At 65.7% G+C, this 25,293-nt stretch carries 22 protein-coding genes and 1 pseudogene; 16 read left to right on the top strand and 7 right to left on the bottom strand.

Annotation, left to right across the window (positions count from 1 at the left end):
- Nucleotides 1-87 precede the first annotated feature (87 nt).
- From guaB to ACSQ3N_RS16495, 5 genes and pseudogenes are all read left to right on the top strand, one after another.
- Nucleotides 88-1,563, top strand: coding sequence for an IMP dehydrogenase (gene guaB, locus ACSQ3N_RS16515; RefSeq protein WP_056172015.1), 1,476 nt, complete (start codon nt 88-90; stop codon nt 1,561-1,563).
- 108 nt (nt 1,564-1,671) lie between these two features.
- Entirely contained in the window at nt 1,672-1,938 is a 267-nt protein-coding gene (locus tag ACSQ3N_RS16510) for a type II toxin-antitoxin system Phd/YefM family antitoxin (RefSeq protein ID WP_056172013.1), read from the top strand.
- Nucleotides 1,935-2,369 carry a type II toxin-antitoxin system VapC family toxin gene (locus ACSQ3N_RS16505; RefSeq protein WP_056172011.1) on the top strand — a complete coding sequence of 145 codons (435 nt, stop codon included), beginning with the start codon at nt 1,935-1,937 and terminating at the stop codon, nt 2,367-2,369. Before ACSQ3N_RS16510 ends, ACSQ3N_RS16505 begins: the two co-directional genes overlap by 4 nt.
- 63 nt (nt 2,370-2,432) lie before the next feature.
- The gene (gene guaA / locus ACSQ3N_RS16500) at nt 2,433-4,052 is read left to right on the top strand and encodes a glutamine-hydrolyzing GMP synthase (RefSeq protein ID WP_056172010.1); all 1,620 of its coding nucleotides are present in this window, start codon (nt 2,433-2,435) and stop codon (nt 4,050-4,052) included.
- A 301-nt stretch (nt 4,053-4,353) separates the two neighbouring features.
- A pseudogene (locus ACSQ3N_RS16495) lies at nt 4,354-5,328 on the top strand (tyrosine-type recombinase/integrase); the annotation flags it as partial.
- Nucleotides 5,329-5,345: 17 nt separating this feature from the next.
- On the opposite strand, the gene ACSQ3N_RS16490 reads toward ACSQ3N_RS16495, so the two are convergent.
- Nucleotides 5,346-6,257: a LysR family transcriptional regulator gene (locus ACSQ3N_RS16490; RefSeq protein ID WP_056172008.1), complete on the bottom strand. Its 912-nt coding sequence runs from the start codon at nt 6,255-6,257 to the stop codon at nt 5,346-5,348.
- A 111-nt stretch (nt 6,258-6,368) separates the two neighbouring features.
- Here ACSQ3N_RS16490 and ACSQ3N_RS16485 point away from each other — a divergent pair, with 111 nt between their 5' ends.
- The 5 genes from ACSQ3N_RS16485 to ACSQ3N_RS16465 all read left to right on the top strand — a co-directional run bounded on the left by ACSQ3N_RS16485 (nt 6,369) and on the right by ACSQ3N_RS16465 (nt 11,171).
- On the top strand, nt 6,369-7,433 hold the full coding sequence (locus ACSQ3N_RS16485) for an MBL fold metallo-hydrolase (protein WP_056172006.1): 1,065 nt from the start codon (nt 6,369-6,371) through the stop codon (nt 7,431-7,433).
- A gap of 73 nt (nt 7,434-7,506) precedes the next feature.
- Nucleotides 7,507-8,526: a zinc-binding alcohol dehydrogenase family protein gene (locus ACSQ3N_RS16480; RefSeq protein ID WP_056172004.1), complete on the top strand. Its 1,020-nt coding sequence runs from the start codon at nt 7,507-7,509 to the stop codon at nt 8,524-8,526.
- Nucleotides 8,526-9,161, top strand: a complete 636-nt coding sequence (locus tag ACSQ3N_RS16475) for a protocatechuate 3,4-dioxygenase (protein ID WP_200926953.1) — start codon at nt 8,526-8,528, stop codon at nt 9,159-9,161. The genes ACSQ3N_RS16480 and ACSQ3N_RS16475 overlap by 1 nt, the downstream gene beginning before the upstream one ends.
- Nucleotides 9,162-9,237: 76 nt before the next feature.
- Entirely contained in the window at nt 9,238-10,104 is an 867-nt protein-coding gene (locus tag ACSQ3N_RS16470) for an MBL fold metallo-hydrolase (RefSeq protein ID WP_436146837.1), read from the top strand.
- Nucleotides 10,105-10,589: 485 nt separating this feature from the next.
- Complete coding sequence (locus ACSQ3N_RS16465; protein ID WP_436146836.1) at nt 10,590-11,171, top strand: 2'-5' RNA ligase family protein; 582 nt, start codon at nt 10,590-10,592, stop codon at nt 11,169-11,171.
- A gap of 52 nt (nt 11,172-11,223) precedes the next feature.
- On the opposite strand, the gene galE is transcribed toward ACSQ3N_RS16465, so the two are convergent.
- From galE to ACSQ3N_RS16440, 5 genes are all read right to left on the bottom strand, one after another.
- Nucleotides 11,224-12,210, bottom strand: a complete 987-nt coding sequence (gene galE, locus ACSQ3N_RS16460) for a UDP-glucose 4-epimerase GalE (protein ID WP_056171998.1) — start codon at nt 12,208-12,210, stop codon at nt 11,224-11,226.
- Entirely contained in the window at nt 12,207-14,393 is a 2,187-nt protein-coding gene (locus tag ACSQ3N_RS16455) for an SDR family oxidoreductase (protein WP_056171996.1), read from the bottom strand. The genes galE and ACSQ3N_RS16455 overlap by 4 nt, the downstream gene beginning before the upstream one ends.
- 1 nt (nt 14,394) lies before the next feature.
- Nucleotides 14,395-15,615 (bottom strand): UDP-galactopyranose mutase, encoded by a 1,221-nt coding sequence (gene glf / locus ACSQ3N_RS16450; RefSeq protein ID WP_056171994.1) that lies wholly within the window; start codon nt 15,613-15,615, stop codon nt 14,395-14,397.
- Nucleotides 15,616-15,626: 11 nt separating this feature from the next.
- Nucleotides 15,627-16,793, bottom strand: a complete 1,167-nt coding sequence (locus tag ACSQ3N_RS16445; protein ID WP_056171992.1) for a glycosyltransferase — start codon at nt 16,791-16,793, stop codon at nt 15,627-15,629.
- Between the two features lie 108 nt (nt 16,794-16,901).
- The gene (locus tag ACSQ3N_RS16440; protein WP_056171990.1) at nt 16,902-17,969 is read right to left on the bottom strand and encodes a GlxA family transcriptional regulator; all 1,068 of its coding nucleotides are present in this window, start codon (nt 17,967-17,969) and stop codon (nt 16,902-16,904) included.
- A gap of 87 nt (nt 17,970-18,056) precedes the next feature.
- Between ACSQ3N_RS16440 and ACSQ3N_RS16435 the strand changes: the two genes are divergently transcribed.
- Both ACSQ3N_RS16435 and ACSQ3N_RS16430 read left to right on the top strand, forming a co-directional pair.
- Nucleotides 18,057-18,800 carry an SDR family oxidoreductase gene (locus ACSQ3N_RS16435; RefSeq protein WP_056171988.1) on the top strand — a complete coding sequence of 248 codons (744 nt, stop codon included), beginning with the start codon at nt 18,057-18,059 and terminating at the stop codon, nt 18,798-18,800.
- On the top strand, nt 18,797-19,804 hold the full coding sequence (locus tag ACSQ3N_RS16430) for a bestrophin family protein (protein WP_056171986.1): 1,008 nt from the start codon (nt 18,797-18,799) through the stop codon (nt 19,802-19,804). Before ACSQ3N_RS16435 ends, ACSQ3N_RS16430 begins: the two co-directional genes overlap by 4 nt.
- A gap of 102 nt (nt 19,805-19,906) precedes the next feature.
- Here ACSQ3N_RS16430 and ACSQ3N_RS16425 read toward each other — a convergent pair whose 3' ends face one another.
- Entirely contained in the window at nt 19,907-20,683 is a 777-nt protein-coding gene (locus tag ACSQ3N_RS16425) for an AraC family transcriptional regulator (RefSeq protein WP_056172266.1), read from the bottom strand.
- A gap of 362 nt (nt 20,684-21,045) precedes the next feature.
- Here ACSQ3N_RS16425 and ACSQ3N_RS16420 point away from each other — a divergent pair, with 362 nt between their 5' ends.
- The 4 genes from ACSQ3N_RS16420 (at nt 21,046) to ACSQ3N_RS16405 (ending at nt 25,276) form a co-directional block, all read left to right on the top strand.
- On the top strand, nt 21,046-21,714 hold the full coding sequence (locus ACSQ3N_RS16420; RefSeq protein ID WP_436147965.1) for an MSMEG_1061 family FMN-dependent PPOX-type flavoprotein: 669 nt from the start codon (nt 21,046-21,048) through the stop codon (nt 21,712-21,714).
- Nucleotides 21,701-22,432: a siderophore-interacting protein gene (locus ACSQ3N_RS16415; protein WP_436146835.1), complete on the top strand. Its 732-nt coding sequence runs from the start codon at nt 21,701-21,703 to the stop codon at nt 22,430-22,432. Before ACSQ3N_RS16420 ends, ACSQ3N_RS16415 begins: the two co-directional genes overlap by 14 nt.
- Nucleotides 22,433-23,207: 775 nt before the next feature.
- Nucleotides 23,208-24,041: a nitrilase family protein gene (locus ACSQ3N_RS16410; protein ID WP_436147964.1), complete on the top strand. Its 834-nt coding sequence runs from the start codon at nt 23,208-23,210 to the stop codon at nt 24,039-24,041.
- 71 nt (nt 24,042-24,112) lie between these two features.
- Complete coding sequence (locus tag ACSQ3N_RS16405; RefSeq protein WP_056172262.1) at nt 24,113-25,276, top strand: substrate-binding protein; 1,164 nt, start codon at nt 24,113-24,115, stop codon at nt 25,274-25,276.
- Nucleotides 25,277-25,293 lie beyond the last annotated feature (17 nt).

Here is a 25,293-nt window from a genome sequence, read left to right as displayed (position 1 = left end):
GCATAGGCGCCACACCGCGTTTTGCCTGCTCCCTCAGCCTGCAAGCCGCACAGGGCGCGGGTACAATCCGTCTTTTGGAGCCTTCTCATGCGCCTTCTTGGAAAAGCGCTCACCTTCGACGATGTGTTGCTGGTGCCAGCGTACTCCCAGGTCCTGCCCAAGGACACGTCCCTCGCGACGAAACTCTCCCGTAACATCCAGCTGAACCTGCCTCTCGTGTCCGCCGCCATGGACACCGTGACCGAGGCGCGCCTGGCCATTGCCATTGCCCAGGAGGGTGGCATCGGCATCGTGCACAAGAACCTCACGGCGCAGGAGCAGGCCGCCCAGGTGGCCAAGGTCAAGCGCTACGAGTCCGGTGTGCTGCGGGACCCCGTGGTCATCACCCCCGAGCACACCGTGCTGCAGGTGCTGCAGCTGTCCGAGCAACTGGGCATCTCGGGCTTCCCGGTGTGCGACGGCGGCAAGGTGGTGGGCATCGTTACCGGCCGTGATCTGCGCTTTGAAACGCGCTACGACGTCAAGGTCCACCAGATCATGACGCCCCGCGAAAAGCTGATCACCGTCAACGAAAAGGAAGGCACCTCGCCTGCCGAAGCCAAGGCGCTGCTCAACAAGCACAAGCTCGAGCGCATCCTGGTCGTGAACGACGCGTTCGAGCTCAAGGGCCTGATCACCGTCAAGGACATCACCAAGCAAACCAGCTTCCCCAACGCCGCCCGCGACCCCTCGGGCCGCCTGCGCGTGGGCGCCGCTGTCGGCGTGGGCGAGGGCACCGAAGAGCGTGTCGAAGCCCTGGTCAAGGCCGGTGTGGACGCCATTGTGGTCGACACCGCCCACGGCCACAGCCGCGGCGTGATCGAGCGCGTGCGCTGGGTCAAGCAAAACTACCCACAGATCGACGTGATCGGCGGCAACATCGCCACCGGTGCGGCTGCGCTGGCACTCGTCGAGGCGGGTGTCGATGCGGTCAAGGTCGGTATCGGCCCAGGCTCCATCTGCACCACCCGCATCGTGGCCGGTGTGGGCGTGCCCCAGATCATGGCCATCGACAGCGTGGCCACCGCCCTCAAGGGCACCGGCGTGCCGCTGATCGCGGATGGCGGCGTGCGCTACAGCGGCGACATCGCCAAGGCGTTGGCCGCGGGCGCCAGCACCATCATGATGGGCGGCATGTTCGCAGGCACCGAAGAAGCGCCTGGCGAAGTCATCCTGTTCCAGGGCCGCAGCTACAAGAGCTACCGCGGCATGGGCAGCATCGGCGCCATGCAGCAGGGCAGCGCCGACCGCTACTTCCAGGAGTCGACCACCGGCAACCCCAACGCCGACAAGCTTGTGCCCGAAGGCATCGAAGGCCGCGTGCCCTACAAGGGCTCCATGGTCTCCATCGTCTTCCAGATGGCTGGTGGCGTGCGCGCCGCCATGGGCTACTGCGGTTGCGCCACCATCGACGACATGAACAACAAGGCCGAGTTCGTCGAGATCACCACTGCCGGTATCCGCGAAAGCCACGTGCACGATGTGCAGATCACCAAGGAAGCCCCGAACTACAGGGCTGACTGAGCACTGCCGATCCAATCTGGCCTGATTGAAAATATCAGGTCAGAATGATATAGTCTGGTCTGAATTCATCATTCAGGCCAGACTTTTCTTTTTGGGGCACGCGCATCCATGCAGTCCGTCGGTATCTACGAAGCCAAGAGCAGGTTCTCCGCCCTGATCGAGCTGGTCGAGCAGGGCGAAGAAGTGCGCATCACCCGCCACGGCAAAGAAGTGGTGCGCCTGCTGCCCGTGCGTCGCCGTCCGGTCATCACCGACGAGCAGATCGCCCGCGAACTGGGCCAGATGGATGCGCTGCACGCCAGCATCCGCCCCGCGGCCGAGGTTGCTGCCGCCCCCGACACATTGCGCCGCAAGGGCAGGGCCGCAGCAGCATGACCGCCTTCGTCCTCGACGCCTCCGTCACCGCCGCCTGGCTGCTGCCCGATGCCGCCAGCGAGCACACCCGCCGCCTGTACACCCTGATCCGCCGCGACGAGGTCGAGCCCCAGGCCCCCAACCTCTGGCAGTGGGAGTGCAGCAACCTCATCAGCAGCGGTGTGCACAGCGGCCGCATCCCGCCCGCCTCGGTCGAAGGCCTGTGGGGCGTGCTCGAAGCCATACGCCACCGCGTGGAGCTGCACGAGCTGGCCCCCGCCCAGCACAAGGCCGTGATGGACGTGGCGCTCGACACCGGCCTGCCCACCTTCGACGCGGCCTACCTATGGCTGGCCCGCTCGCTGCGCCTGCCCCTGGCCACGTTCGACCCCGAGCAGGCCGCTGCAGCCCAGCGCAGCGGCGTCCAACTGCTGGACCTGTCCACCCTCTGAGTTGGCCCGCACCGCCGCATCCTCCGCATTTTTCTTTTTTATCCCCTCGACGCCACCACCGCCATGCAACACCAGAAAATCCTCATCCTCGATTTCGGCTCGCAAGTCACCCAGCTCATCGCCCGCCGCGTGCGCGAAGCCAACGTGTACTGCGAAGTGCACCCTTGTGACGTGACGGACGAGTGGGTGCGTGACTACGCCAAGGACGGCTCGCTCAAGGGCATCATCCTGTCCGGCAGCCACGCCAGCGTGTACGAAGACACGACCGACAAGGCGCCCGAAGCCGTGTTCCAGCTCGGCCTGCCCGTACTCGGCATCTGCTACGGCATGCAGACCATGGCGCACCAGCTGGGCGGCAAGGTCGAAGGCGGCCATAAGCGCGAGTTCGGCTTTGCCGCCGTGCGCGCCCGCGGCCACACCGCGCTGCTCAAGGACATCGCCGACTTCACCACGCCTGAAGGCCACGGCATGCTCAACGTCTGGATGAGCCACGGCGACAAGGTCACCGAGCTGCCCCCGGGCTTCAAGCTCATGGCCAGCACCGACAGCTGCCCCATCGCCGGCATGGCCGACGAAGAGCGCCGCTTCTACGCCCTGCAGTTCCACCCCGAAGTCACGCACACCGTGCAGGGCAGGGCGCTGCTCGACCGCTTCGTGCTCGGCATCTGCGGCACCCGCCCCGATTGGGTCATGCGCGACCACATCGCCGAAGCTGTGGAGCAGATCCGTCAGCAGGTGGGTGATGAGGAAGTCATCCTCGGCCTGTCGGGCGGCGTCGATTCCTCCGTGGCCGCAGCGCTGATCCACCGCGCCATCGGCGACCAGCTCACCTGCGTGTTCGTCGACCATGGCCTGCTGCGCCTGAACGAAGGCGACATGGTCATGGACATGTTCGTCGGCAAACTGCACGCCAAGGTCATCCGCGTGGACGCGAGCGACCTGTTCCTGGGCAAGCTGGCCGGCGTGAGCGAGCCCGAAGCCAAGCGCAAGATCATCGGCGGCCTGTTCGTCGACGTGTTCAAGGCCGAGGCTGCCAAGCTCAAGGCCGGCGACGGCGGCCACAAGGGCGCCACCTTCCTGGCCCAGGGCACCATCTACCCCGACGTCATCGAATCCGGCGGCGCCAAGAGCAAGAAGGCCGTCACCATCAAGAGCCACCACAACGTGGGCGGACTGCCGGAGCAACTGGGTTTGAAGCTGTTGGAGCCTCTGCGCGATTTGTTCAAGGACGAAGTGCGCGAACTCGGCGTGGCCCTTGGCCTGCCGCCCGAAATGGTCTACCGCCACCCCTTCCCCGGCCCCGGCCTGGGTGTGCGCATTCTGGGCGAGGTGAAGAAAGAGTACGCCGACCTGCTGCGCCGCGCTGACGCGATCTTCATCGAAGAGCTGCGCAACCATGTGGACGAAGCCACCGGCAAGACCTGGTACGACCTCACCAGCCAGGCCTTCACCGTCTTCCTGCCGGTCAAGAGCGTGGGCGTGATGGGCGATGGCCGCACTTATGACTACGTCGTCGCCCTGCGCGCCGTGCAGACCAGCGACTTCATGACCGCCGACTGGGCCGAGCTGCCGTATGCGCTGCTAAAGAAGGTGTCGGGGCGCATCATCAACGAGGTGCGGGGCATCAACCGCGTGACATACGACGTGAGCAGCAAGCCGCCAGCGACGATTGAGTGGGAGTGAAATCAGGTCCTTCGGGAGTTATCGCTACCTATCGAAAATCCGCCGTAACGTGTTGATTTCAAAGGAAATACGTCACGGAAGCTATCGGTGACTATCGCCGGGCAGCGCAACGGATTGACGGTAGAGGTGACGGTAAGAACCGGAGGCCGGATTAAGACCTTCTTGTTTACTATCGAGACCAAATCGGTCTTTGACGGTAAATCACTCCTCTGGAAAGCTTGCTTCATGCGGCCTTCCGGGCATCAGCAGGTCTCCTGACCCCTGACGGTAAAAGCCGTCATGAACAGGAGGAAAAACCTCGATGCTTACCGACACCGCACTGCGTAATTTCAAGCCCAAGCCCAAGACTTACAAGGCTTCCGACCGTGATGGCATGTACGTGACGGTATCGCCCACCGGCACCGTCACCTTCCGCTTCGATTACCGTCTCAACGGCCGGCGGGAGACGCTCACCATTGGCCGGTATGGGCTGTCCGGTATTTCGCTGGCGATGGCCCGCGAAAAGCTGCTGGATGCCAAGAAGGCCGTCGCCCAGGGCAAGTCCCCGGCGCATTAGAAGCAGCGCGAGAAGCGCCGCCTGACCGCCGCCAAGAACTTTGGCGACATGACCGCTCAATGGCTGGCTGGCGCCCGGATGGCCGACAGCACGCGAGCGATGCGCAAGAGCATCGTCGATCGGGACATCCTGCCGGCCTTCAAGAACCGCTTGCTCAACGAAATCACCGCCGATGACCTGCGCGCCTTGTGCGGCAAGGTGAAGGGGCGCGGGGCACCAGCCACTGCGGTGCATGTCCGCGACATCGTGAAGCAGGTCTATGCCTTCGCCATCCTGCATGGTGAGAAAGTGGACAACCCGGCGGCCGACGTGGGCGCGGCTTCTATTGCGACCTTCGTGCCCAAGGACCGTGCCTTGTCGCCCTTGGAGATCCGTCTGATGTCGCGGCAGATGGAGTCGGTGGCTACTTATCCCACTATCCGGCTGGCGTTGCGCATGATCCTGTTGACGCTGGTGCGCAAGAGCGAACTGATCGAGGCTACCTGGGACGAGGTCGATTTCGAGAACGCGACCTGGACCATTCCGAAGCAGCGGATGAAGGGGCGCAACCCGCATGTGGTCTACCTGTCGCGCCAGGCGCTGGACATTCTGGTGGCGCTGCACACCTGTGCGGCCGGATCGAAGTTCGTGCTGCCGTCGCGCTACGACTCCGACCGGAGCATGTCCCACGCGACCCTCAACCGGGTCACGCAGATCGTGGCGCAGCGGGCGAAGGCTGCGGTGGGCAGGGGCGCATGCTACAGCGCCGCTGCCAGCGCCGCCACCTGGTCCCTGAGCCACTGCTGCGCCGGGTGCGCGTCATTGCGCCGGTGCCACATGAGGTCGTAGCCAATCACCGGCAGCGTGACGGGCGGCGTGAACGATGCCAGCTCGCGCCAGTGCGGCGAGTGGCCCGCCACGCGGCCCATCACCGTGGCCACCATGTCGGTCTGCGCCACCATGCTGGGGGCGGCGAACATCTGCGGCAGCGCCAGGCCCAGCGTGCGGCGCTGGCCCAGGTAGGCCAGTGCCTGGTCGACCAGGCCGTGGCGGTCGCCCTCGGGCGAGACCAGCACATGGCGCAGTGCCAGGAAGACCTGCATGCTCATCCCATCCTTCACCGCCGGGTGGCCGCGGCGCACGATGGTGATGAACTCGTCGCGCATGACGGAGCGCGTGAGGATGCGGTTTTCTGCCTGGGTGGGCGGCACGCCGATGGCCGCGTCGATGGTGCCGGCATCGAGCAGGTCCACCGCGCTGTCGCGGCTGCCGATGGCGTGCACCGACAGCGACAGCCCGGGGCCCAGTTTCTCGAGCGCCCGGGTGAGCAATGGCAGCAGCACGAAGGCCGGGTATTCCGACAGGCCCAGCGTGAAGGTCATGGCGCTGGTGGCGGGCTCGAACTGCTCTTTGGGCAACAGTGCGGCCTTGATCTGCTGCAGCGCCTGCGATACCGGCCCGGCCAGTTCGCGTGCCTTGGGCGTGGGCACCAAGCCCTGCGCGCTGCGCAGGAACAGGGGGTCGTTGAACAGCGTGCGCAAACGCGACAACGCGGCGCTCATCGCGGGCTGGCTGACGCCCACGCGCACGGCGGCGCGGGTCACGTTGCGCTCGCTCACCAGCGCGTCGAAAGCGGCCAGCAGGTTCAGGTCGATGCCATGAAAATCCATAAATCAAATAATCATTTATATCGGTTATCTGTTGGACAGATTGTGACCGGGTCTTGAGAATTCACCTACCGCTTCTCAAAACCCCCTTCACCCCCTGAACCGAAGACCACCATGAATGCCCTGCGAATCCCCCAGCCCCGCCAGCCGCACGCCGCCTTTGCGGCCCCTGCACCAAGGCCCGCACCGTTCGCCCGCAAGGCCGTGCTGCGCCAGTCCGCCGCGCTGTGCGCCGCCGCCGTGATGGCCTGTGCGCTGGGCAGCATGCCCGCATTCGCCGCTGGCAAGGATGTGTCGGCGCAGAAGGTGGTGAACCTGGCCAACATCACCGAGGTGAGCCCCGGCGTGCACGTGATCGAAGACCGCCAGCAGGTCTTTCTGGTGCCCAACGTGACCATCATCGTCGGCCGCGACGCGGCACTGGTGGTGGACACGGGCCTGGGCACCCGAAGCGCGCAACTGGTGCTGCAGACCGCCAGAAAGCTGGCGGGCAACAGGAAGCTGTACCTCACCATGACGCACTTCCACCCGGAGCATGGCTTTGGCGCGCAGGCCTTCAAGGGCCAGGCCACCATCATCTACAACCGCGCGCAGCGCGACGAGCTGCTCAAGAAGGGGCCCGCGTTCCGCGAACTCTTCTCGGACAAGCTGGATGTGGCGCAGGCCATGAAGGACGTGCGCTTCGTGATGCCCGATGTGGTGTACGACACCGAGGCCGAGATCGACCTGGGCGGGCGCGTAGTCAAGCTCAACTACTACCAGCCGGCGCACACGCTGGGCGACCAGGTGATCTCAGTGCCCGAGCAGGGCGTGGTGATTCTGGGCGACCTGCTGGAGACGAAGTCGTTCCCCATCATGCCGTGGTTCCCGGACCTTGCGGACACCGACGTCGATCCGCTCAACTGGCGCGAGATCTTTCGCAAGGTGGCCGCCACCAACCCCAAGATCGTGATCCCCGGGCACGGCCGCATCGGCACGGCCGCCGACCTCGATGCATCGGCGCGCCACATGGACGTGGCCCGCGAGGAGGTGGCGCGCCGCTGCGCCGCAGGCAATGACCTGGCCACCATCCAGAAGGAGCTCACGCCCATCCTGGAAGCGCAGCACCCCGACTGGGATCTGAAGGACTGGATTGCGATGGAAGTCCAGTCGTACTACGAACGGCTTTGCCGCAAGTAAGAGCGGGCCCAGAGACACCGCCACTCTTCACTCTTGTTCGCCACCAATCACCCTCGTTGAAAGAGCCTTCCCCATGAAAGCCGTTGGATACCAGACACCCCAGCCCATCACCCATGCCGATGCGCTGGTCGACATCACCTTGCCCGACCCCGTGGCCACCGGCCGCGACCTGCTGGTGGAGGTGCAGGCCATCTCCGTGAACCCCGTGGACACCAAGGTCCGCAAGAGCACGGCCCCCACCGAAGGCCAGGCCTGGAAGGTGCTGGGCTGGGACGCCAGCGGCATCGTCAAGGCCGTGGGCCCCGAGGTCACGCTGTTCAAGGTCGGCGACCGCGTGTGGTACGCCGGCTCTTTCGCCCGGCACGGCACCAACGCCGAGCTGCACCTGGTGGACGAACGCATCGCGGGCCATGCTCCGGCAACGCTGGACTTTGCGCAGGCCGCTGCGTTGCCCCTGACGGCCATCACCGCGTGGGAGATGCTGTTCGACCGGCTGGGCATAGCCCCCGGCAAGAAGCCCGAGGGCAAGACGCTCTTGATCATCGGCGCATCGGGCGGGGTCGGCTCCATCATGACGCAGCTGGCCGTGCGGCTGACCAGCTTGACGGTGATCGGCACCGCATCGCGCCCCGAGACCCGGGCCTGGGTGAAGGAGCTGGGCGCCCACCACGTCATCGATCACAGCAAGCCGCTGGCCGAGGAGCTCAAGGCCATCGGCTTCCCCACGGTGGACTGCATCGTCAGCCTGACGCAGACCGAAACCCACCTGGCGCAGATCATCGAAGCCATCGCACCGCAAGGCCAATTCGGCCTGATCGACGACCCCAAGGCACTCGACGTGATGCCCTTCAAGCGCAAGTCGGTCTCCATCCATTGGGAGATGATGGCCACGCGTTCGATGTTCCAGACGGCCGACATGGTCCACCAGCACCACCTGCTCAACGAGGTGGCCGCGCTGGTCGACGCCGGCCTGGTGCGCACCACGCTGGCCGAGCGCTTTGGCAGCATCAACGCCGAGAACCTGAAGAAGGCGCATGCGCTGATCGAATCGGGCACGGCGCGCGGCAAGGTGGTGCTGCAGGGGTGGGCGTGATGGCCGGGCGCGTGAACGCAGGCGCACTCCATCGGCGCGCCTTTGCAGCCGCCCTGGTGGCCGCCCCCGCGCTCTGGCTGGGCGCCCGCGCGCAGCCCGCTGCCGCGCGCATCGCCACGCCGTCGCAGACCGAAGGGCCCTTCTACCCTGTGCGCCTGCCCGCCGATGCCGACCATGACCTGCTGCGCAACGGCCGGCTGAGCTACGGCGGCGGCCAGCCGGCCTGGCTGGACGGCACGGTGACCGACATGGCGGGCAGGCCGGTGCGCGGCGCGCAGGTCGAGATCTGGCAGAGCGACGCCGATGGCCACTACCACCACCCGGGCGACTGGGGCAGGGCGGACGCCGCCTTCCAGGGCTTTGGCCGCGTGGCCGTGGCGCAGGACGGCAGATACCGCTTTCGCACCATCCGCCCCGTGCCCTATGCGGGGCGCACCTCGCACGTGCACTTCAAGGTGCGGCTGGGCCAGCGCGAGCTGCTGACCACGCAGCTGTATGTGGCCGGCGATGCCGGCAACGCGCGCGACCCGGTGTGGCGCGGTCTGTCAGAGGCCGAGCGCGGCGCCGTCACCGTGCCGTTTGCGCCGGGCGCCGATGGGCTGCTGGCGCGGTTCCCCATCGTGGTCGCTGTCTGAATCGGTGCAGCAACCTTCCTGCCGCAGTACCAATCCCCGGTTGTCCACCAACCCATCCCTCCAGCGAGAACTTTGCATGAAATACCTCCCTGCCATCAGCGCCATCGCCCTGGCCAGCATCACCTTTTTCGCACAGGCGGCACAGCCGCTCAAAATCAGCGTGCTCACCGCGCCGGAAACCAGCTTCGGGGTCAACGCCACGCTGGTCACCGGCGACACGGAGGCCATGGTGATCGGCTCGGGCTTCACGCGGGCCGATGCCCTGCGCATTGCCGCCGCAGTGCTCGACAGCGGCAAAGCGCTCAAGACCATCCTCATCAGCGACGCCGACCCCGACTATTACTTTGGGGCAGAAGCACTGCAGGCACTTTTCCCCGATGCGCAGGTGGTGGCCACCCCGGCCGTGGCCCAGGAAATCAGCGAGCACCTGCAGGAAAAGATGAAAGTCTGGGGCCCACGCCTGGGCGCCAACGCACCCAAGCGGCCAGTGGTGCCGCAGGTGCTGCCCACCACGACAATGAGCGTGGACGGGCACAGCGTGGAAATACGGGGCACCGCGGGCGAGCTTGCCAACCGCCCCTATGTCTGGATTCCTTCGGCCAGGGCCATCACCGGCAATGTAGCGCTGTGGTCGAACCTGCATGTGTGGACTGCCAACACGCAGACACCGGCCCAGCGTATGGCCTGGCTGGCCCAGCTGGACGAAATGCAGTCGCTCAAGCCCGCACTGGTGGTGCCGGGCCACATGAAGGCGGGCGACGCGCTGGACGGGCGCTCCATCGACTTCACGCGCCGCTACCTCAAGGACTTCATCGCGGCCATCCCTGAGGCCAAGGATTCGCAGGCATTGTCGGCGGCACTGAAAAAGCTATACCCGGACGTGGGCCTGCCGATCGCGCTGGACATCGGCGCCAAGGTGGCCAAGAGAGAGATGGCCTGGTAGCAAGGGCGTGTGCGTCGGCGAAGCGGGGCGGTGCAATTCGCCCTTGCGCGCCGGCGCCACCCCATCTGCTCGCTGCGCCAACAGGGGCGACATCCTGACGAACCGGCTCAAGGCGCTCTCGATCAGCCTGTCGGCCTTGAGCATGATGAGCCCATGGCGTCACTTATGATTGAGGCCGATTGATGATCGTGTCGCCAGAGTCGTCTCCCGGCGAATCGCTCCATCTCCCGCGCCAGCTAAAGATGTTCGGTTTTGACGGTAAAAGTGACGGTAAAGGCCCTTCTCAGTCAATGCTAAGCCCTTTAACCATGCGGGTCTGCGTGACCTGTTGATGATCGAGTGGGAATAAGTTGAGACGCTTTCGAAGGTCGTGACGCAGCCCGTCACGCAGGGTCAAGCCATCGACCTTCGAACTCACTCAAGATCACTGTTTATTTATACAGTATGGGCGCAAAATTCAGCTCTGACTGAATTTTGGGATTGCCATGCTGCAGCGCCACGATCTCTACTTTTTGCTCTATCCGCCCGCCCATCTGGCGGCGATGCTCGCCCAGTTGATGCACCGAATGGGTCTTCTGCCGTGGGCTGACTACGGCAAGCCCATGGCCGAGGAGAGGTTGCACATCACTGTGCAGAAGTTGGCACAGTTCGACGGGGGTGTCCCGGGTGATGAGCTGGATCGCTTGGTCGCCGTGGGTAACGCACTGGCCGCCGAGCCGTTCGATATTTCATTCAACCTGCTCCAGGCATTCCACCGCGGCGGCGGCAAGGGCATGGCGCAATTGGCTGGGTCTGCGGCGGGGTTGCAGGGCGTTCGCAATTTTGAGCATTGCCTCGCTGCCACGATGCGCCGCATGGGTTGCGCCGACAGCCAGATTCGCCGCAGCTTCAACCCGCACATCACACTCAACTACGGCTATGACCGCACCATCCGCAGCGCCATAGCGCCTGTCGCTTGGCGTGTCACCCAGTTCGCGCTGGTGGACAGCCTTTACGGCAAGGGCCAGCACGATGTGGTGGCGCGGTGGCCGCTGGTGTCGCGCCAGCAGGTATTGGGCGATTGGTAACGCGATGGACTCGCGGCGAAGAAGCCGCGGTCCGAGCCGGGACCTGCCTTCATCAGTGCACCTCGCCGCGGTGCCAGTTCCAGGCGTGCTGCAAGATGACGTCGATGTCTGCGAACTCTGGCACCCAGCCCAGTTCGTGGCGCACGAGTGCCGCATTGGCGACCAGCACGGACGGGTCGCCCGTGCGGCGGGGGTCGTCTCGGACTTCGATCAGGCGGCCTGTGACACGGCGCGCAGCTTCGATCACTTGCGTGACGGAGTGGCCGCCGCCGTTGCCCAGGTTGTAGGTGGAGCTGGCAGCCCCGGCGTTGAGCGCTTGCAGTGCCAGCAGGTGGGCGGCGCACAGATCCTGCACGTGCACGTAGTCACGCACCGCTGACCCGTCGGGGGTTTCAAAGTCAGTGCCAAAGCGGGCGATGATGCGGCGCTGCCCGGCAGCGACCTGCAACACCAGCGGGATCAGGTGGGTCTCGGGCTCGTGCCGCTCGCCGAGCGATCCGTCTGGATGTGCGCCCGCCGCATTGAAGTACCTGAAGACCACAGACCGCAAACCGTGGGCCACGCCGTAGTCGTGCAGCGCGTTCTCGACCGCGAGCTTGGTGTTGCCGTACGCGTTGATCGGCACGGTGGGGTGCCCTTCCAGAATGGGCACGTCGATGGGGTTGCCATAGACCGCTGCGGTGGAGGAAAAGATCAGCTGCCCCACTTCGCAGCCGATCATGGCATCGAGCAGCGACAGGGTCTGGACCAGGTTGTTGTGCCAGTAGAACGCTGCACGCGTGCTCGACTCGCCCACCAGGCTCGCCGCAGCGAAGTGCATGACGCATTGCGGCGAAAACTCGCGCAGCACGTTGGTCATGAACACCTTATCGCCGATATCGCCCACACGCAGCGCCACGCCGGCGGCAAGCGCGTTGGAATGGCCAGTGGAGAGGTTGTCGACCACCACCGGGAAGTACCCCCGATCCCGCAGCATGGCCACCATGTGGGAGCCGATGTAGCCTGCGCCTCCGCACACGATGACGGCAGGCGCTCTCATGACAGCCCTTCGGTGGCGGGCGTGGTGCGTGCAGGCTCGGCAGCGTCCTCGACATCTTGCAGGTACCTCTGGAGGGCGTCTTCCAGCGTGGGCATGATGCTGCCGCGCTCGCTGGTGAGGGCCGAGAACCGCGGGCGTGGGGCTTGTTGGTGCAGCGCGTCGTCGTGCACCGCGCGGACCAGCCCTTGATCGAGGCCTGCTGCATTGGCCGCCATGCTGGCAAGACCGGCCCAGCTGACGGCGCCTGCGTTGGCCAGGTGCCACACGCCGCTTTCCGCATCGATGAGCAGATCCAGCGCAGCGTGGACCAGGTCCGGCACATACGTGGGGGAGACCACCTGGTCCCGCGCAGCCACCCAGGGCTCGTCGCGGCGCAGGGCGTTCAGCCCGCCGGTGATGAAGTTGTGCGCATCCCACGGCCCAAAAAACGCTGCAGTCCGGATGACCAGTGCGCCTGGCAGAGCCTGCAGCATGCGGTGCTCGCTTTCATGCTTTGCGCGGCCATAGGCATTCAAGGGGCGTGCAGCGGCCGACTCTGCGTACGGTGCCTGCTGTGCGCCATCGAACACCAGGTCGCTTGAAAAGCCCGCAAGCTGCACGCCGTGCTTTGCACACAGGCGTGCCAGGGTCTGGGGTCCGAGGACGTTGTCGCGCCACTGCTCGCGGGTCTGCACTTCGGCAGCGTCTACCCGCACAAAACCGGCCGCGTTGACGACGGCCCAGGGTTGCCAGCGGGCCAAGGCATTGGCCACCGAGGCTTCATCCGCAATGTCCATCTCGGCCCGGGTGAGCAGGTGGTGCGGTATGCCGCGGCGCGTGCATATCCTGGCAAACGCCTGGCCGAGTGTTCCTGTGGCGCCTGTGATCAGCACAGGCCGGCCCGACACGGCTACTGCTTGCAGTGTGCCGACAGGGCCATAGGTCAGGCGCTCTTCACGCTGCCACCACCCCGCACTGGGGATCACCGGATGCTTGGCGCCGGCGCCCGACGAGAGCTGCCGGGCAAGGCGTCCCAAAGCTGTGATGCGTGGTGGCTCGGACCTCACGTCCCACAGGCCGGGTTCGTAGTGGCCGTCCCACCTGGTGACCAGGCTGTTCCAGTCGAAGGTGCCGTGGCTTGCCCAGCAGGTCACTGCCCGCACGTCATGGCCTTCGTCCTGCACGGTGCAGGCGGCGCTGAAGGCCTGCTGCAGCCAGCGCAGCTGGTCCTCGCGCGAGCAGCCCAGGTGAACTTCAGACAGCGCGACGGCGCCGCCATAGCGCTGGGACGTTTCTCTCAGGCGGTCCGCGAACCCGCCCGCCAACGCACCGTTCACGCGTATGGCCTCGACGTCCGCATAGCGGTGCAGTGCGTTGCCACCCACGCATGTGGAGGGGTACAGCCACAGCCGCTCATCCAGATGCCGTTCGCTGGTCAGGTAGCAGTTGATGCCCAGAATGTCGGGGGCGCAGGGGTCGGCGTGGAGTGCGTCGAGCTCTTCCTCGCTGGCGCCTGCCGTGCGCAGGTACTGCCACATGGGGTGCTCGCGCCCGACGCGTCCGCTCAGCAGATCGAAGGTTAGCCAACGCCGCAGGTTTTCAAAATCGGCCTGGTACTGGAGCTTCGGCGAGCTCGTCACAAAGCCCAGGTCCTCGGTCTGGATGAGCTGGGCATCAGGCTGGTGTCGGCGTATGGCGCGCATCGCCAGCACCGTGGCGTGTATCTGGTTCAACAACGCCCGCACAAAGCTGGCGTCGTCCGCGCGATGGGGGTACCACATGCCGTAGAGCGCGCTGAAGCGCGCGGTGGTGAGGGGCTCGTTGACGGGCGTCCAGGCACGTACGTGCGGATAACGGGCAGCGACAGCATCCGCATACGCCGCCAGCAAGCTGGGGAACGCCGGGTCCAGCAGGTTCGTCCAGGCGGGGCCGCTGCCATGGTGCAGCAGGCCGACGATGGGCTCTACCTTCAGGTCGGCAAGCCGGGCCAGCGCCTTGTCACTCCATTGCCAGTCGTGTTGGCCGGGGGATTTTTCAGTGCGTTCCCAGATGAGTGGAAAGCGCATTTTGCGGATGCCCAGCGAGGCGAGGTCATCCAGGTTGTCCAGTCGGTTTGCGAAACTGGTGGCCGAAAACTGATCGTGAAAACGGTCTCCAACGCGGTTGACCGTGCATTCCGGTCCGGCCCACAGTTCAATGGCCATATCAAACTGCAGTGGCGACGGAAGGGGGCGAGTGGGCCGGCGCCATCACCCGTTCTTCGCCTTTGGGCGGTGACGCTGCATGCGCCTCTTGCAGCCGCTTGAAAGTGGCCAACGACTGGCCTACGACCTGGTCCATGTTGTAGTAGCGGTACGTGGCCAGCCGCCCCACAAAAGTCACGTTGTCCATCGCCTCGGCATCGGCCTCATACAGCTTGTACAGCGCAGCGTTGGCGGGTCGCGGGATGGGGTAGTACGGGTCGCCGTCGGCGCACGGGTATTCGCGCACGATGGACGTAGCAGGGTGCACCTGCCCTGTGATGTGCTTGAACTCGGTGGTGCGTGTGTAGGCGTGGTCGTTGGGGTAGTTCACCGTGCCCACGTCCTGGTACTGCGCCTGCTGCACCGTCGTGTGCTCGAACCGGATGCTGCGGTACGGCAGCTTGCCGTGCCGGTGGTCAAAGAACGCGTCCACCGGGCCGGTGTAGATCATGTGCTTCCAGGGGAAGAGATCCTGCACCTCGCGGTAGTCGGTGTTCAGCATCAGTTTGATGTTGGGGTGGTCCAGCATGCGCGCGAACATGCGCGTGTAGCCGTGCAGCGGCATCGCCTGGAATTTGTCGGAGAAGTAGCGGTCGTCGCGGTTGGTACGCGTCGGCACGCGCGCGGTCACGCTCGCGTCCAGCTCGCTTGGGTCCAGGCCCCACTGTTTGCGGGTATAGCCCCGAAAGAACTTGTTGTACAGCTCGCGGCCGATGCGGTTGACCACCACGTCTTCGGACGTCTTGACGGGGTCCACCGTTTCAGCGACCGTCTGAAAGAAGTTTTCCACTTCAAACGCGGTGAGGCTCAGCCCGTACAGCTGGTTGATGGTGTCCAGATTGATGGGGATGGGCAACTGCTGGCCGTCCACGCTGGCCAGCACGCGGTGTTCATACGGGCGCCACGCTGTAAAGCGCGACAGATAGTCAAAGATGTCTTCGGAGTTGGTGTGAAAGATATGCGGACCGTACGGGTGCACCAGCACGCCAGCGTCGTCGTAGTGGTCGTACGCATTGCCCGCAATGTGCGAGCGCTTCTCGACGACGAGGATGCGGTGCCCGGCGTTGGCAAGGCGCTCTGCCAGCACGCTGCCCGCAAAGCCCGCGCCCACGATCAGATAGTCGAATCCTGCCGGTGCAGCCGCGGTGATGGCGTCACTGCTCAGCGAAGTTGTTGCATTCATGGTGGTACCGATCAGGACGTTGTCAGGTCGGTGGCTGCTACGCGCGCGCCGGGGGCGGTGGTCGCGCGCCCCACGGGCCGCACGCGGGTGTCGAGCACCTGTGCGATGAGATCGCCCATGGCCGCGGCGGTCGCGTCCCATGACGTCCCGGCCAGGATGGACTGCACGGCCCGCTCATCCGTCAGCCGCTGCGCAGCATCGCGCTGCATCAGCGCCTCTGATGCTTCCACAAAGCCGGCAGCGTCAGCCCGTATCTTCACCAGGTCGCCATAGCTTTCCACCACATCACGAATCGCGGTACTCACGCAGGGGCGTCCGCCCGCCATGTATTCCAGTGTCTTGGTCGGGCTGATGAAGCGGGTGGAATCGTTGAGTGCAAAGGGCAGCAGGCACACGTCCCAGCCCTGGATGAACGCAGGCAGCACCTGGTAGTCCTGCTGGCCCATCCAGTGGATGTTTGGCAGCTTGGGCAGACCTGCCGGGTCGATCTTGGCCGTGGGGCCCACCATGACGATCTGCCAGTCGGGCCGCAGCGATGCGATGCCCGCGACGAGGTCGATGTCGACCCGCTCGTCGATCACGCCGCAGTAGCCCAGCCGCGGCCGCGGAATCGCTGCCTGCAAAGGGTGGTCGGCCGTGGGTGTGCTGAAGTGCCGGGCATCGACACTGCTTGGAAAGCAATGCACGCTGTCATGCAGCGTGCGCTTGGCTTGGTACAGGCTGCGGCCACCGGTGAAGACGATGTCTGCCTGGTTGAACAAGGCCTTTTCCTGCGCCATCAGTTCAGCAGGCGCACCCTTGAACATCGACAGCTCGTCCATGCAGTCGTACACGATGCATTCGGGCTCCAGGACGTCGGCCATGAACATCGCCATGGGTGTGTAGAACCACGCGATATACGAGCTGATGCGTCGCGAATGCATGGCCGCCAACACCAGGCGCTGCATCGCGGCCTCGTTCGCACCGTGCATACCGTGCTGTGTTGAGCGAAGGTGGGGCCGCCACACCTGCACGCCGTCTGCGACGTCGATGACTTCCAGATGGTCAGACGCTGCACCAGGTACAGGCTCTTCCACGTAGACCACCGGCCACTGCTCGGCGAGGCGAGTCAGCAGATGTTGGGGACGCTGATAAACGAAGTTCCAGCGGAGGTGGGAGAAGACAAGAAGTGCGTGCATCAGCGATTGTGGGTGGTGGCCCCGCTGATTGCACGCATTGAGCCTCATGTCGGGCCCACCTCCTACGCGATGAGATCTTTGCGCGCGTCGACTCGCTCGTCAGTGGCGTCAGTGGCTGGTGGCTCCATTGCGTTTGCGGACAGGTGCCTGTTCCTGCAAACCCAGGCTGCTGCGGGCAAAGCGCCTCCGGTAGTCCCGGGGCGCAACGCCCAGGTGGCGCTGAAAGGTCACCCGCATGCGCTCTTCATCGCCAAAGCCGCACTGCGTGGCGATCTGGTCCACGTTGTGGGTGGATTCCTCCAGCAGGCGCTTGGCGGCTTCCAGCCGAAACACCTCCACCGCCTTGGCTGGCGTGCGCCCGGTCTGGTCCTTGTACTGGCGCGCAAAGTTGCGCGGGCTCATGCGGGCGCGATCGGCGAGAAACTCCACCGTCAGGTCCTGGCGCTGCAGGTGGGCGCTGATCCACAAATTGAGCTCTTCGAATGCCGGCGATGTGTCGGCCTGCGACCGCAGCAGGGCGCTGAACTGGGACTGCCCGCCGGGCCGCTTGAGGTACACCACCAGTTCGCGTGCGACCTCCATGGCCACCTCGTGGCCGCAATCGGCCTCCACCAGCGCCATGGCCAGGTCGATGCCCGCGGTGACGCCGGCTGAGGTCCACACGGAGCCCTGCTGCACGAAGATCGCGTCGCGGTCGATCTCCACCGTGGGAAAGCGCTCGTTCATGCGGTCGAACATGAGCCAGTGCGTGGTGGCGCGCTTGTGGTCCAGCAGGCCCGCTGCAGCCAGCAGAAACGCGCCACTGCACACCGATGCGGTGCGCCGCGTCTTGGCCGATGCGCGCCGCAGCCACTGCACCAGCGGGGCGGACTGGTCGAGCACCACATCCATGTGCGGCGAGCCGGGCACGATGAGCGTGTCCACCGTAGCGGCGCGGCATTGGCGCAGCGCCACGGTCTGCAGCTCCAGCCCCTCGGCGCTGCGCACCAGGCCGCCCGCCGGGCTGGCGGTGATGCGTTCATAGCCCTTGAGGCCACGCGCTTCCATGGCCTTGGTCGCGGCCCAGAACACGGTCTGCGCGCCTGTCAGGTCTAGCAGACCCACGTCGGGAAAGGCGACAAACAGCACGCGCCGGGCGCGCGCGCGTTGTGGCAGGATTTCAGGGGTATTGGTCATTGGAGACGGATGGGTTCGATCCTACCATCGAGGCATTCCAGCGCAGCGCCACGCGTCCGCGCACCATTCACCGACCCAGGAAGCACCATGAAGATCGTCGTCATCGGAGGCACCGGCCTCATCGGCCGCAAGCTCGTCCAGCAACTCAGCGCGCGCGGGCACGAGGCCGTGGCCGCATCGCCCAACACCGGCGTCAACACGCTCACGGGCGAGGGCCTGGCCGCAGCACTGCAAGGCGCGCAGGTGGTGGTGGACGTGGCCAACTCGCCTTCGTTCGAGGACAAGGCGGTGCTCGACTTCTTCGAGACCTCTGGCCGCAACCTGCTGGCGGCCGAGGCGGCTGCGGGCGTGCAGCACCACGTGGCGCTGTCGGTGGTGGGCACCGAGCGGCTGCAGGGCAGCGGGTACTTCCGCGCCAAGCTGGCGCAAGAGAAGTTGATCAAGGCCGCCGCCATCCCCTACACCATCGTGCATGCCACGCAGTTCATGGAGTTCCTCGCTGGCATTGCGCAGGCGGGCACCGAGGGGCAGACGGTGCGCCTGTCGCCAGCGCTGGTGCAACCCATCGCTTCCGACGACGTGGCCGCAGCGATGGCCGATGCGGCCTTGGGCACGCCCGTCAACGGCACCATCGAGATTGCCGGGCCTGAGCGGGTCGGGCTGGCTGCGCTGGTGCAGCGATACCTCGCGGCCATGGGCGACGCGCGCACGGTGGTGGCCGATGCTGCAGCACCGTACTTCGGCGTGCAGCTCGACGACCGCTCGCTCACGCCGGGCGACGCGCCGCGCCTGGGCGCCATCACGTTCGATGCCTGGCTGGCAAAGCAATGAACGTTGGCAAGGGGTACCGCCTTTCCGAGTTCTTGGTGTGGACGCGGCGGGAGATCTATGTCCTGGTCGCGCTGGGGCTGGTGCCGGTGTGTCTGTACCAACTGGCTAACTGGCGCTGGCTCGGCGTGCCGTGGACCGTGGTGGCGCTGATCGGCACGGCCACGGCGTTCATCGTCAGCTTCAAGAACACGCAGACCTATGGCCGCACGGTGGAGGCGCAGCAGGTGTGGACGGGCATCCTGAACGCCAGCCGCGCCTGGGGCCTGGTCAGCCGCGACTACCTGAAAAGCGAGGCAGCCACCCGCCAGCTGGTCCACCGCCACCTGGCCTGGGTAACGGCGCTGCGCTATCAGATGCGCCGCCGCCGCGCCTGGGAGAGCACGAACCGGCGCACCAATGCCGACTACCAGCGCCACTACTGCGTGCCCGAGCAAGAGACGGCGCTGGAGGTGGAACTGGCGCGGTTTCTGAATGCGGACGAGCTGCGCGAAGTGCTCGCATCGCGCAACAAGGCCACGGCCTTGCTGGCTCGGCAGAGCAGCACCATCCTGGCGTTGTTCCAGGCCGGCGACGTGCCCATCAACTTCTTCATCGAGATGCAGAAATCCATCAAGGAACTGCTGGACCACCAGGGGCGCAGCGAGCGCATCAAGAATTTCCCGTACCCGCGCCAGTACGCCATCATCAACACGTTCTTCATCCGCTTCTTTTGCGTGCTGCTGCCCTTCGGGCTGCTCAAGGAGTTCGATGCGCTCAACGCCGTGGCCAGCGGATGGATGCAGGGCCACATGGTGTGGCTGGTGGTGCCCTTTAGCGTGATGATCTCGTGGATGTACACCACGCTGGAGCAGGTGGGCGCCAGCACCGAGAACCCGTTCGAGGGTGGAGCGAACGATGTGCCGATTGCGCAGATCAACCGCATGATCGAGGTGGAGCTGCGCGAGCTGCTGGGCGACACGGATTTGCCGCCACTGCTGCGCCCGCGCAACAACGTCATTCTGTGAGGGGGGTGGGTGGTACGGCAAAGCCGACGCCGACGCCGCCAACACTCTGCTTTGCTTGCACCCACGCGCCCGAGGTGCATCTCAGCCCGGCGAGTCCGCAGTTCATAGCCGCTGCCGGTACGCCGCCGGCGTCTCCCCGAAGTGGCGCTTGAACAGGGTGATGAACGCGCTGGCCGTGGCATAGCCCAGGTCCAGCGCGATGGTGTTGATGGGCAGGTTGGCGGCCAGCATTTCCAGCGACCGCATGAGCCGGGCGCGCTGGCGCCAGGCCGTGAAGTTGAAACCCGTCTCCTCCACGAATCGCCGGCTCAGCGTGCGCGAGCTCAGGGCCGCCCAGCGGGCCCACGCCTCCAGGTCGCGCCCGTCCGCCGGGTCCGCGATCAGGGCGCGGGCCACGCGCTGCAGGCGTGCGTCTTGGGGCAGGGGCAGCCCGAGGGGCTCGACGGGCAGGCTGCGGATTTCGTCGAGGATCACGCCGGCCACGCGCGACTGGCTCGCATCCAGTGGGCCCTGGGGCCATTCGGCTGCGCGCAGCACAGCCTCGCGCAGCAGGCTGGAGGTGCGCAGCGTGCAGGGCTTGGCGGGCAGGCCCTGGCAAGCGGCAGGTTCGACGTAAACGCTCCAGCCATGGAATGGGCCATGCGACTGCGCCGCATGCAGGTGGTGCGGTGGCAGCCAGACGGCGTGGATCGCGGGCACCACCCACAAGGCATCCACCACCCGCACCGAGATGAGCCCGCGCAGCGAGCCGAAAAGCTGGCCACGCGCGTGCTGGTGCGGCTCGGACATGCGCTCGCCGTCCTGCGTGCCGGCGAGCGCGATGACCAGCGGGCCGTCAGGCGCATCGATGGTGGCAAGGTCGAGCTTCAGGTCGGACATGGTGAGCGGGAGCATCTGGAAAATGGCGGATCCGAGCAATCAGATGGCTTGTTAATTCTACAGCCGCCATGTAAATGCATCTTATTCTTGTTTTCATCGCATCAACAAGGAGCCAAGCCATGCGTGCACAAGATGTTCTTCCGGACGATGTCAATGAAGTCGAGGTGGGCGGTATCACCGTCCGCAAGGGGTCGGTGGGGGCCTTCCTTGCCAATGCGCGGGTGTTGCAAGACCTCACTGCGTCTACTGAGGCCCGTACTGCCGCAGTGGGCCACATCGAAGCCTTGGCGCCAGCACTGCGTGCTCTGGGGCTGTTCGATGTGCTCGAGGTGCGGGACCCGCAGTTGCGTGCCCTGGTGGCGCTGCCGGCCCCAGCCCCCTCAGCCCCAGCCCCTGGGCCGGGCAGAACCGATGCGCCCGACCTCAATGCGCTGTACGCGCCGCCGTCCGAGATGATCCAGAAAGCCGTGCTCGACCGCCTCATCGGCTTTCATGAAAGCTATCTGAAGGCCGCGACGTTTTTCTGCCTGGCCACGGGCAGCGGCCAGGGGCTCGATGCCTCTCCGCGCGGCGGCCCGCCGGGCTTTGTGCACGTGCTCGACGCGCACACCGTGGCCTTTGCCGACTGGCCGGGCAACAACCGCATCGAGTCGCTGCGCAACCTGGAGCGCGACGACCGCGTGGGCATGCTCTTCATCTTTCCGGGGCTGGAGGTGTTCCTGCGCATCAACGGCCGCGGCAGGGTGTCCACCGCGCCGGAACTGCTGGCCGAGCTGGCGGAACAAGGGCGCACGCCCAAGGCCGCGACGGTGGTGGCCATCACCGAAGTGCTCATGCACTGCGGCAAGGCGGTGAACCGCGCCAGGCTGTGGGCCCCGGCGTCGCAGGTGGACCGCACTGCGCTGCCCACGGTGGGGCAGATGCTGTCAGAGCTGACGCGGCTGGGGGGTGCCACCGCACCGATCGGCGACGAGCAGGTGGGGCAGATCAACGCGCACTACGACCACGAGGTGCGGCATGCGCTTTACTGAAGACCGCGTGCAGGGCCTGCTGGAACGTGCCTTCGACCGGCTGCTGCTGCGCAACACACGGGTGGCTGCGGTGCAACGGGTGTCGGATCGCTTTCGTCTCATCGACCTGGAGGGCGATGCCCTGCAGGGCGCGGCCTGGGCGCCTGGGAACAAGCTGCAGGTCAAGGTGGCTGGTCCGTTCACCGCGCGCACGTTCACCCCCATCGTGTTCGATGCGGTGCGCGGGCATGTGCGCCTGCTCGGCTATGCGCATGGAGCGGGGCCTGGCAGCGACTGGCTGCGGCGCGTGCAGGTGGGGGATGCCTGCCAGGTCTTCGGGCCGCACCGCTCACTGGCGCTGGGCGATCTGGCCGGGCCGGTGGTGTTGTATGGGGACGAGACGTCGTTCGGCTTGGCGGCTGCCGTTGGGGCGGCCATGGCCGGCAGGGCCGTGCTGCGTTGCGTGTTCGAGGTGGAGTCCGTTGCCGAAGCCACATCGGCTTTGCAGGCCTTGGGCGTAGAGGCCGCCATGCTGGTAGAGCGCAGCGACGAGGCATGCCGCATGCAAGCCGCCAGTGACCTGTGGTCGCGGGGCAGCGGCGATGGCACGCTGTTTGTGCTCACGGGGCGCGCGCAGTCGATCCAGCAGGCGCGCCACGCGCTCAAAGGGCGTGGTGTGCCAGCTTCGCGCATTTTGTCCAAGGCGTACTGGGCGCCTGGAAAGGCAGGAATGGACTGATCGACCGTGGCCTGGTTGCATCTGTCTCTGCACCGCACTGGCCCAGCGCGCCCGCCAGCGCTAGAGCGGCGACCAGGGGCGGTTAGCACTCATTTTGGGCAATCCTAAGGGGAGATCTTTGCCGACGCGCCACTCGTTGTTGCGCTCCTTGTGCGTGCAAGAGCACACGCGGTGTCACTGGCCTCGATCGGCACGCCGCTAAGGGCCTTCGCGACTCCGAAATTGGTGTTAACGACATTGCACGAGGCGCTGAGGACGTCCTGGCCTGACACGCAGCGTGCGTGCCAGGCCAGCAATCATCCGCCACATGTACAGCCCTGAGAAGTGGCAGAGCAACTTGTGGAGCCAACTGTGCTGGACGGTGCGCGAGTTCAACTGCTCTACACAGCCTTGTCTCGGCCTGCCCTACCGGATGCTGGGGCGCTGGCGGCTGGAGCACCATCGTTTTCACTGATGCATGGGGACAGCACGTGTGGCCTGTTGCCTGCGCGGGCGATGGACCCAGGCCCTGCAACAACACTCTGACGAAATATTGACTCCGATTGACTCCGAATTTTTCCACGTCCATAATTCGCAGCACTGGTCCGGTTTTCACTGCACCAGCCCCTCAGCAACATTGCTGATCACATACCGGCTATGAAAGCCCCTGACATGCGCGTACAGCGCGGTCAGGGGCTTTTTGCTTTTTGGAGTTTGAATGTCGTTGTCGTCCGATTCGGGAAAACTCCCCGCGCCAAGCACTGCGGGGCACCTCGTCACCGTGGCGAGCATCCAGATGGAGCCGCGCATCGGCCGCAAGGACGAGAACCTGGCGCGCTCGGTGGCCCTGGTCGAGCGTGCGGCCGCAGGCGGCGCTGCCCTGGTGGTGCTGCCCGAACTGGCCAACACCGGCTACGTGTTCGAGAGCCGCGCCGAGGCCTTCGCACTGGCCGAGCCTGTGCCCAATGGCCCCAGCACACAGGCCTGGATCGAGGTGGCCCGCCGCTGCAACACGCTCATCGTGGCCGGCATTGCCGAGCGCGATGGCGAGCGCCTGTACAACGCGGCCGTGGTCGTCGGCCCCACGGGCTGGCTGGGCACCTATCGCAAGCTGCACCTGTGGGGTGACGAGCACCTGTTCTTCGAAGCCGGCGACAAGGGCCTGCCGCTGTTCCACACCCCGTGGGGGCGGCTGGGCGTGGTGATCTGCTACGACGGCTGGTTCCCTGAGGTCTACCGCCTGCTGGCCATGCAGGGCGCCGACGTGGTGGCCATGCCCACCAACTGGGTGCCCATGGCCGGCCAGCCCGCAGGCAGCCCGGCCATGGCCAACACGCTGGCCATGGCCAGCGCCCACAGCAACGCGCTGAACATCGTCTGCGCCAACCGCACCGGCACCGAGCGTGGCCAGCCCTTTATCGGCCAGAGCCTGATCGTCGATGCCCAGGGCTGGCCTGTCGCAGGACCCGCCGCCGAGGGCGGCGAAGACCTGGTGCTCACGGCGCAACTGGACCTTCGGGCCACACGCCAGGCGCGCCAGCTCAACGCCTTCAACCACGTGCTGCGCGACCGCCGCGATGACGTCTACGACCCCATGCTGGGCACCGGCTGGCCGCTGCCGCGGCACTGATGCCTGCCTCCGTTTTTTCCCGCCCCGTGTTCTCTTTTTCGTTCACCCCCAACCCAAGGAGCCTTCTGATGATGTCCCCCTTTGCTTCCCTCCTGCGCTATGGCGCAATCGCCCTGGCGGCCGCGCTGGCCCTGCAGGCCCAGGCCGCCGACCCCATCCGCATCGGTGTGGCCGTGGGCCTGTCGGGCGCCAACAGCGTGGTGGCACCGGCCGTGGTGCAGTCCTCGCAACTGGCGGTCGAAGAGATCAATGCCGCCGGCGGCATCCTCGGTCGCAAGGTCGAGCTCGAGATCGTCGACGATGCCTCGGGCGCCGTGGGCGCGCAGAAGGCCTTCGACACCCTGGTGTTCCAGAAGAAGGTCGACGCCGTCATCGCCATGGAGACCAGCGCTGCGCGCAATGCGGCCCTGCCCATCATCTCGCGCGGCAAGGTGCCCTACATCTACACCTCGTTCTACGAAGGCCGTTCGTGCAACCCCTGGATGTACGTCAACGCCTGGGTGCCCGAGCAGCAGGTGGCGCCCATCGTCAACTACTTCTGGTCCAACCTGAAGGCGCGCAACTTCTTCCTGGTGGGCAATGACTACGCCTTCGGCCGCGGCATGCTGGATTTCACCAAGAAGTACATCGAGAAGAATGGCGGCAAGGTGGTGGGCGAGGAGTACCTGCCCATCGACGGCTCGGACTGGACCCCGGTGCTCAGCAAGATCCGCGCGGCCAAGGCCGATGCGCTGATCAGCGCCACCGCAGGCGGCGCGCCCAACGTCTCGCTGGCCAAGCAGCTGCAGGGCTCGGGCCTGAACCTGCCCTACGGCAACCTGGCCATTGATGAAGCCACCGCGAAGAACATGGGCGACGTGGCGACGGGCATGTACATGTCCGCCTCGTACCTGACCACCATCGAAACGCCCGAGAACCAGAAGTTCATCGCTGCGATGACGAAGAAGTTCGGCGCCGACCTGAAGACGCCCAATGAGCTGTCCGAACCCCAGTACGAGGCCTTCTACCTGTACAAGGCCGCCGTCGAGAAGGTGGGCGCGGTGGACAAGGACAAGATCATCAAGGCGCTGGGCGAGGTGTCCTATACCGGCCCGCGCGGCGAGGTGAGCATGAACAAGAGCCGCCATGCGCCACTGGCAATGCGCCTGGGCCAGATCCAGGCCGGCGGCGCCATCAAGATCTTGCAGACCTTCAAGGGCGTGGACCCCGGCGCGCAGTGCCCTGACCTGAAGTAAGCCTGCAAGCACAGGCG

Origin of the sequence: Acidovorax sp. LjRoot194, from assembly GCF_964253015.1 — a bacterium.
GTDB lineage: Bacteria > Pseudomonadota > Gammaproteobacteria > Burkholderiales > Burkholderiaceae_C > Acidovorax.
This window is presented reverse-complemented; position numbering and strand designations above follow the sequence as displayed.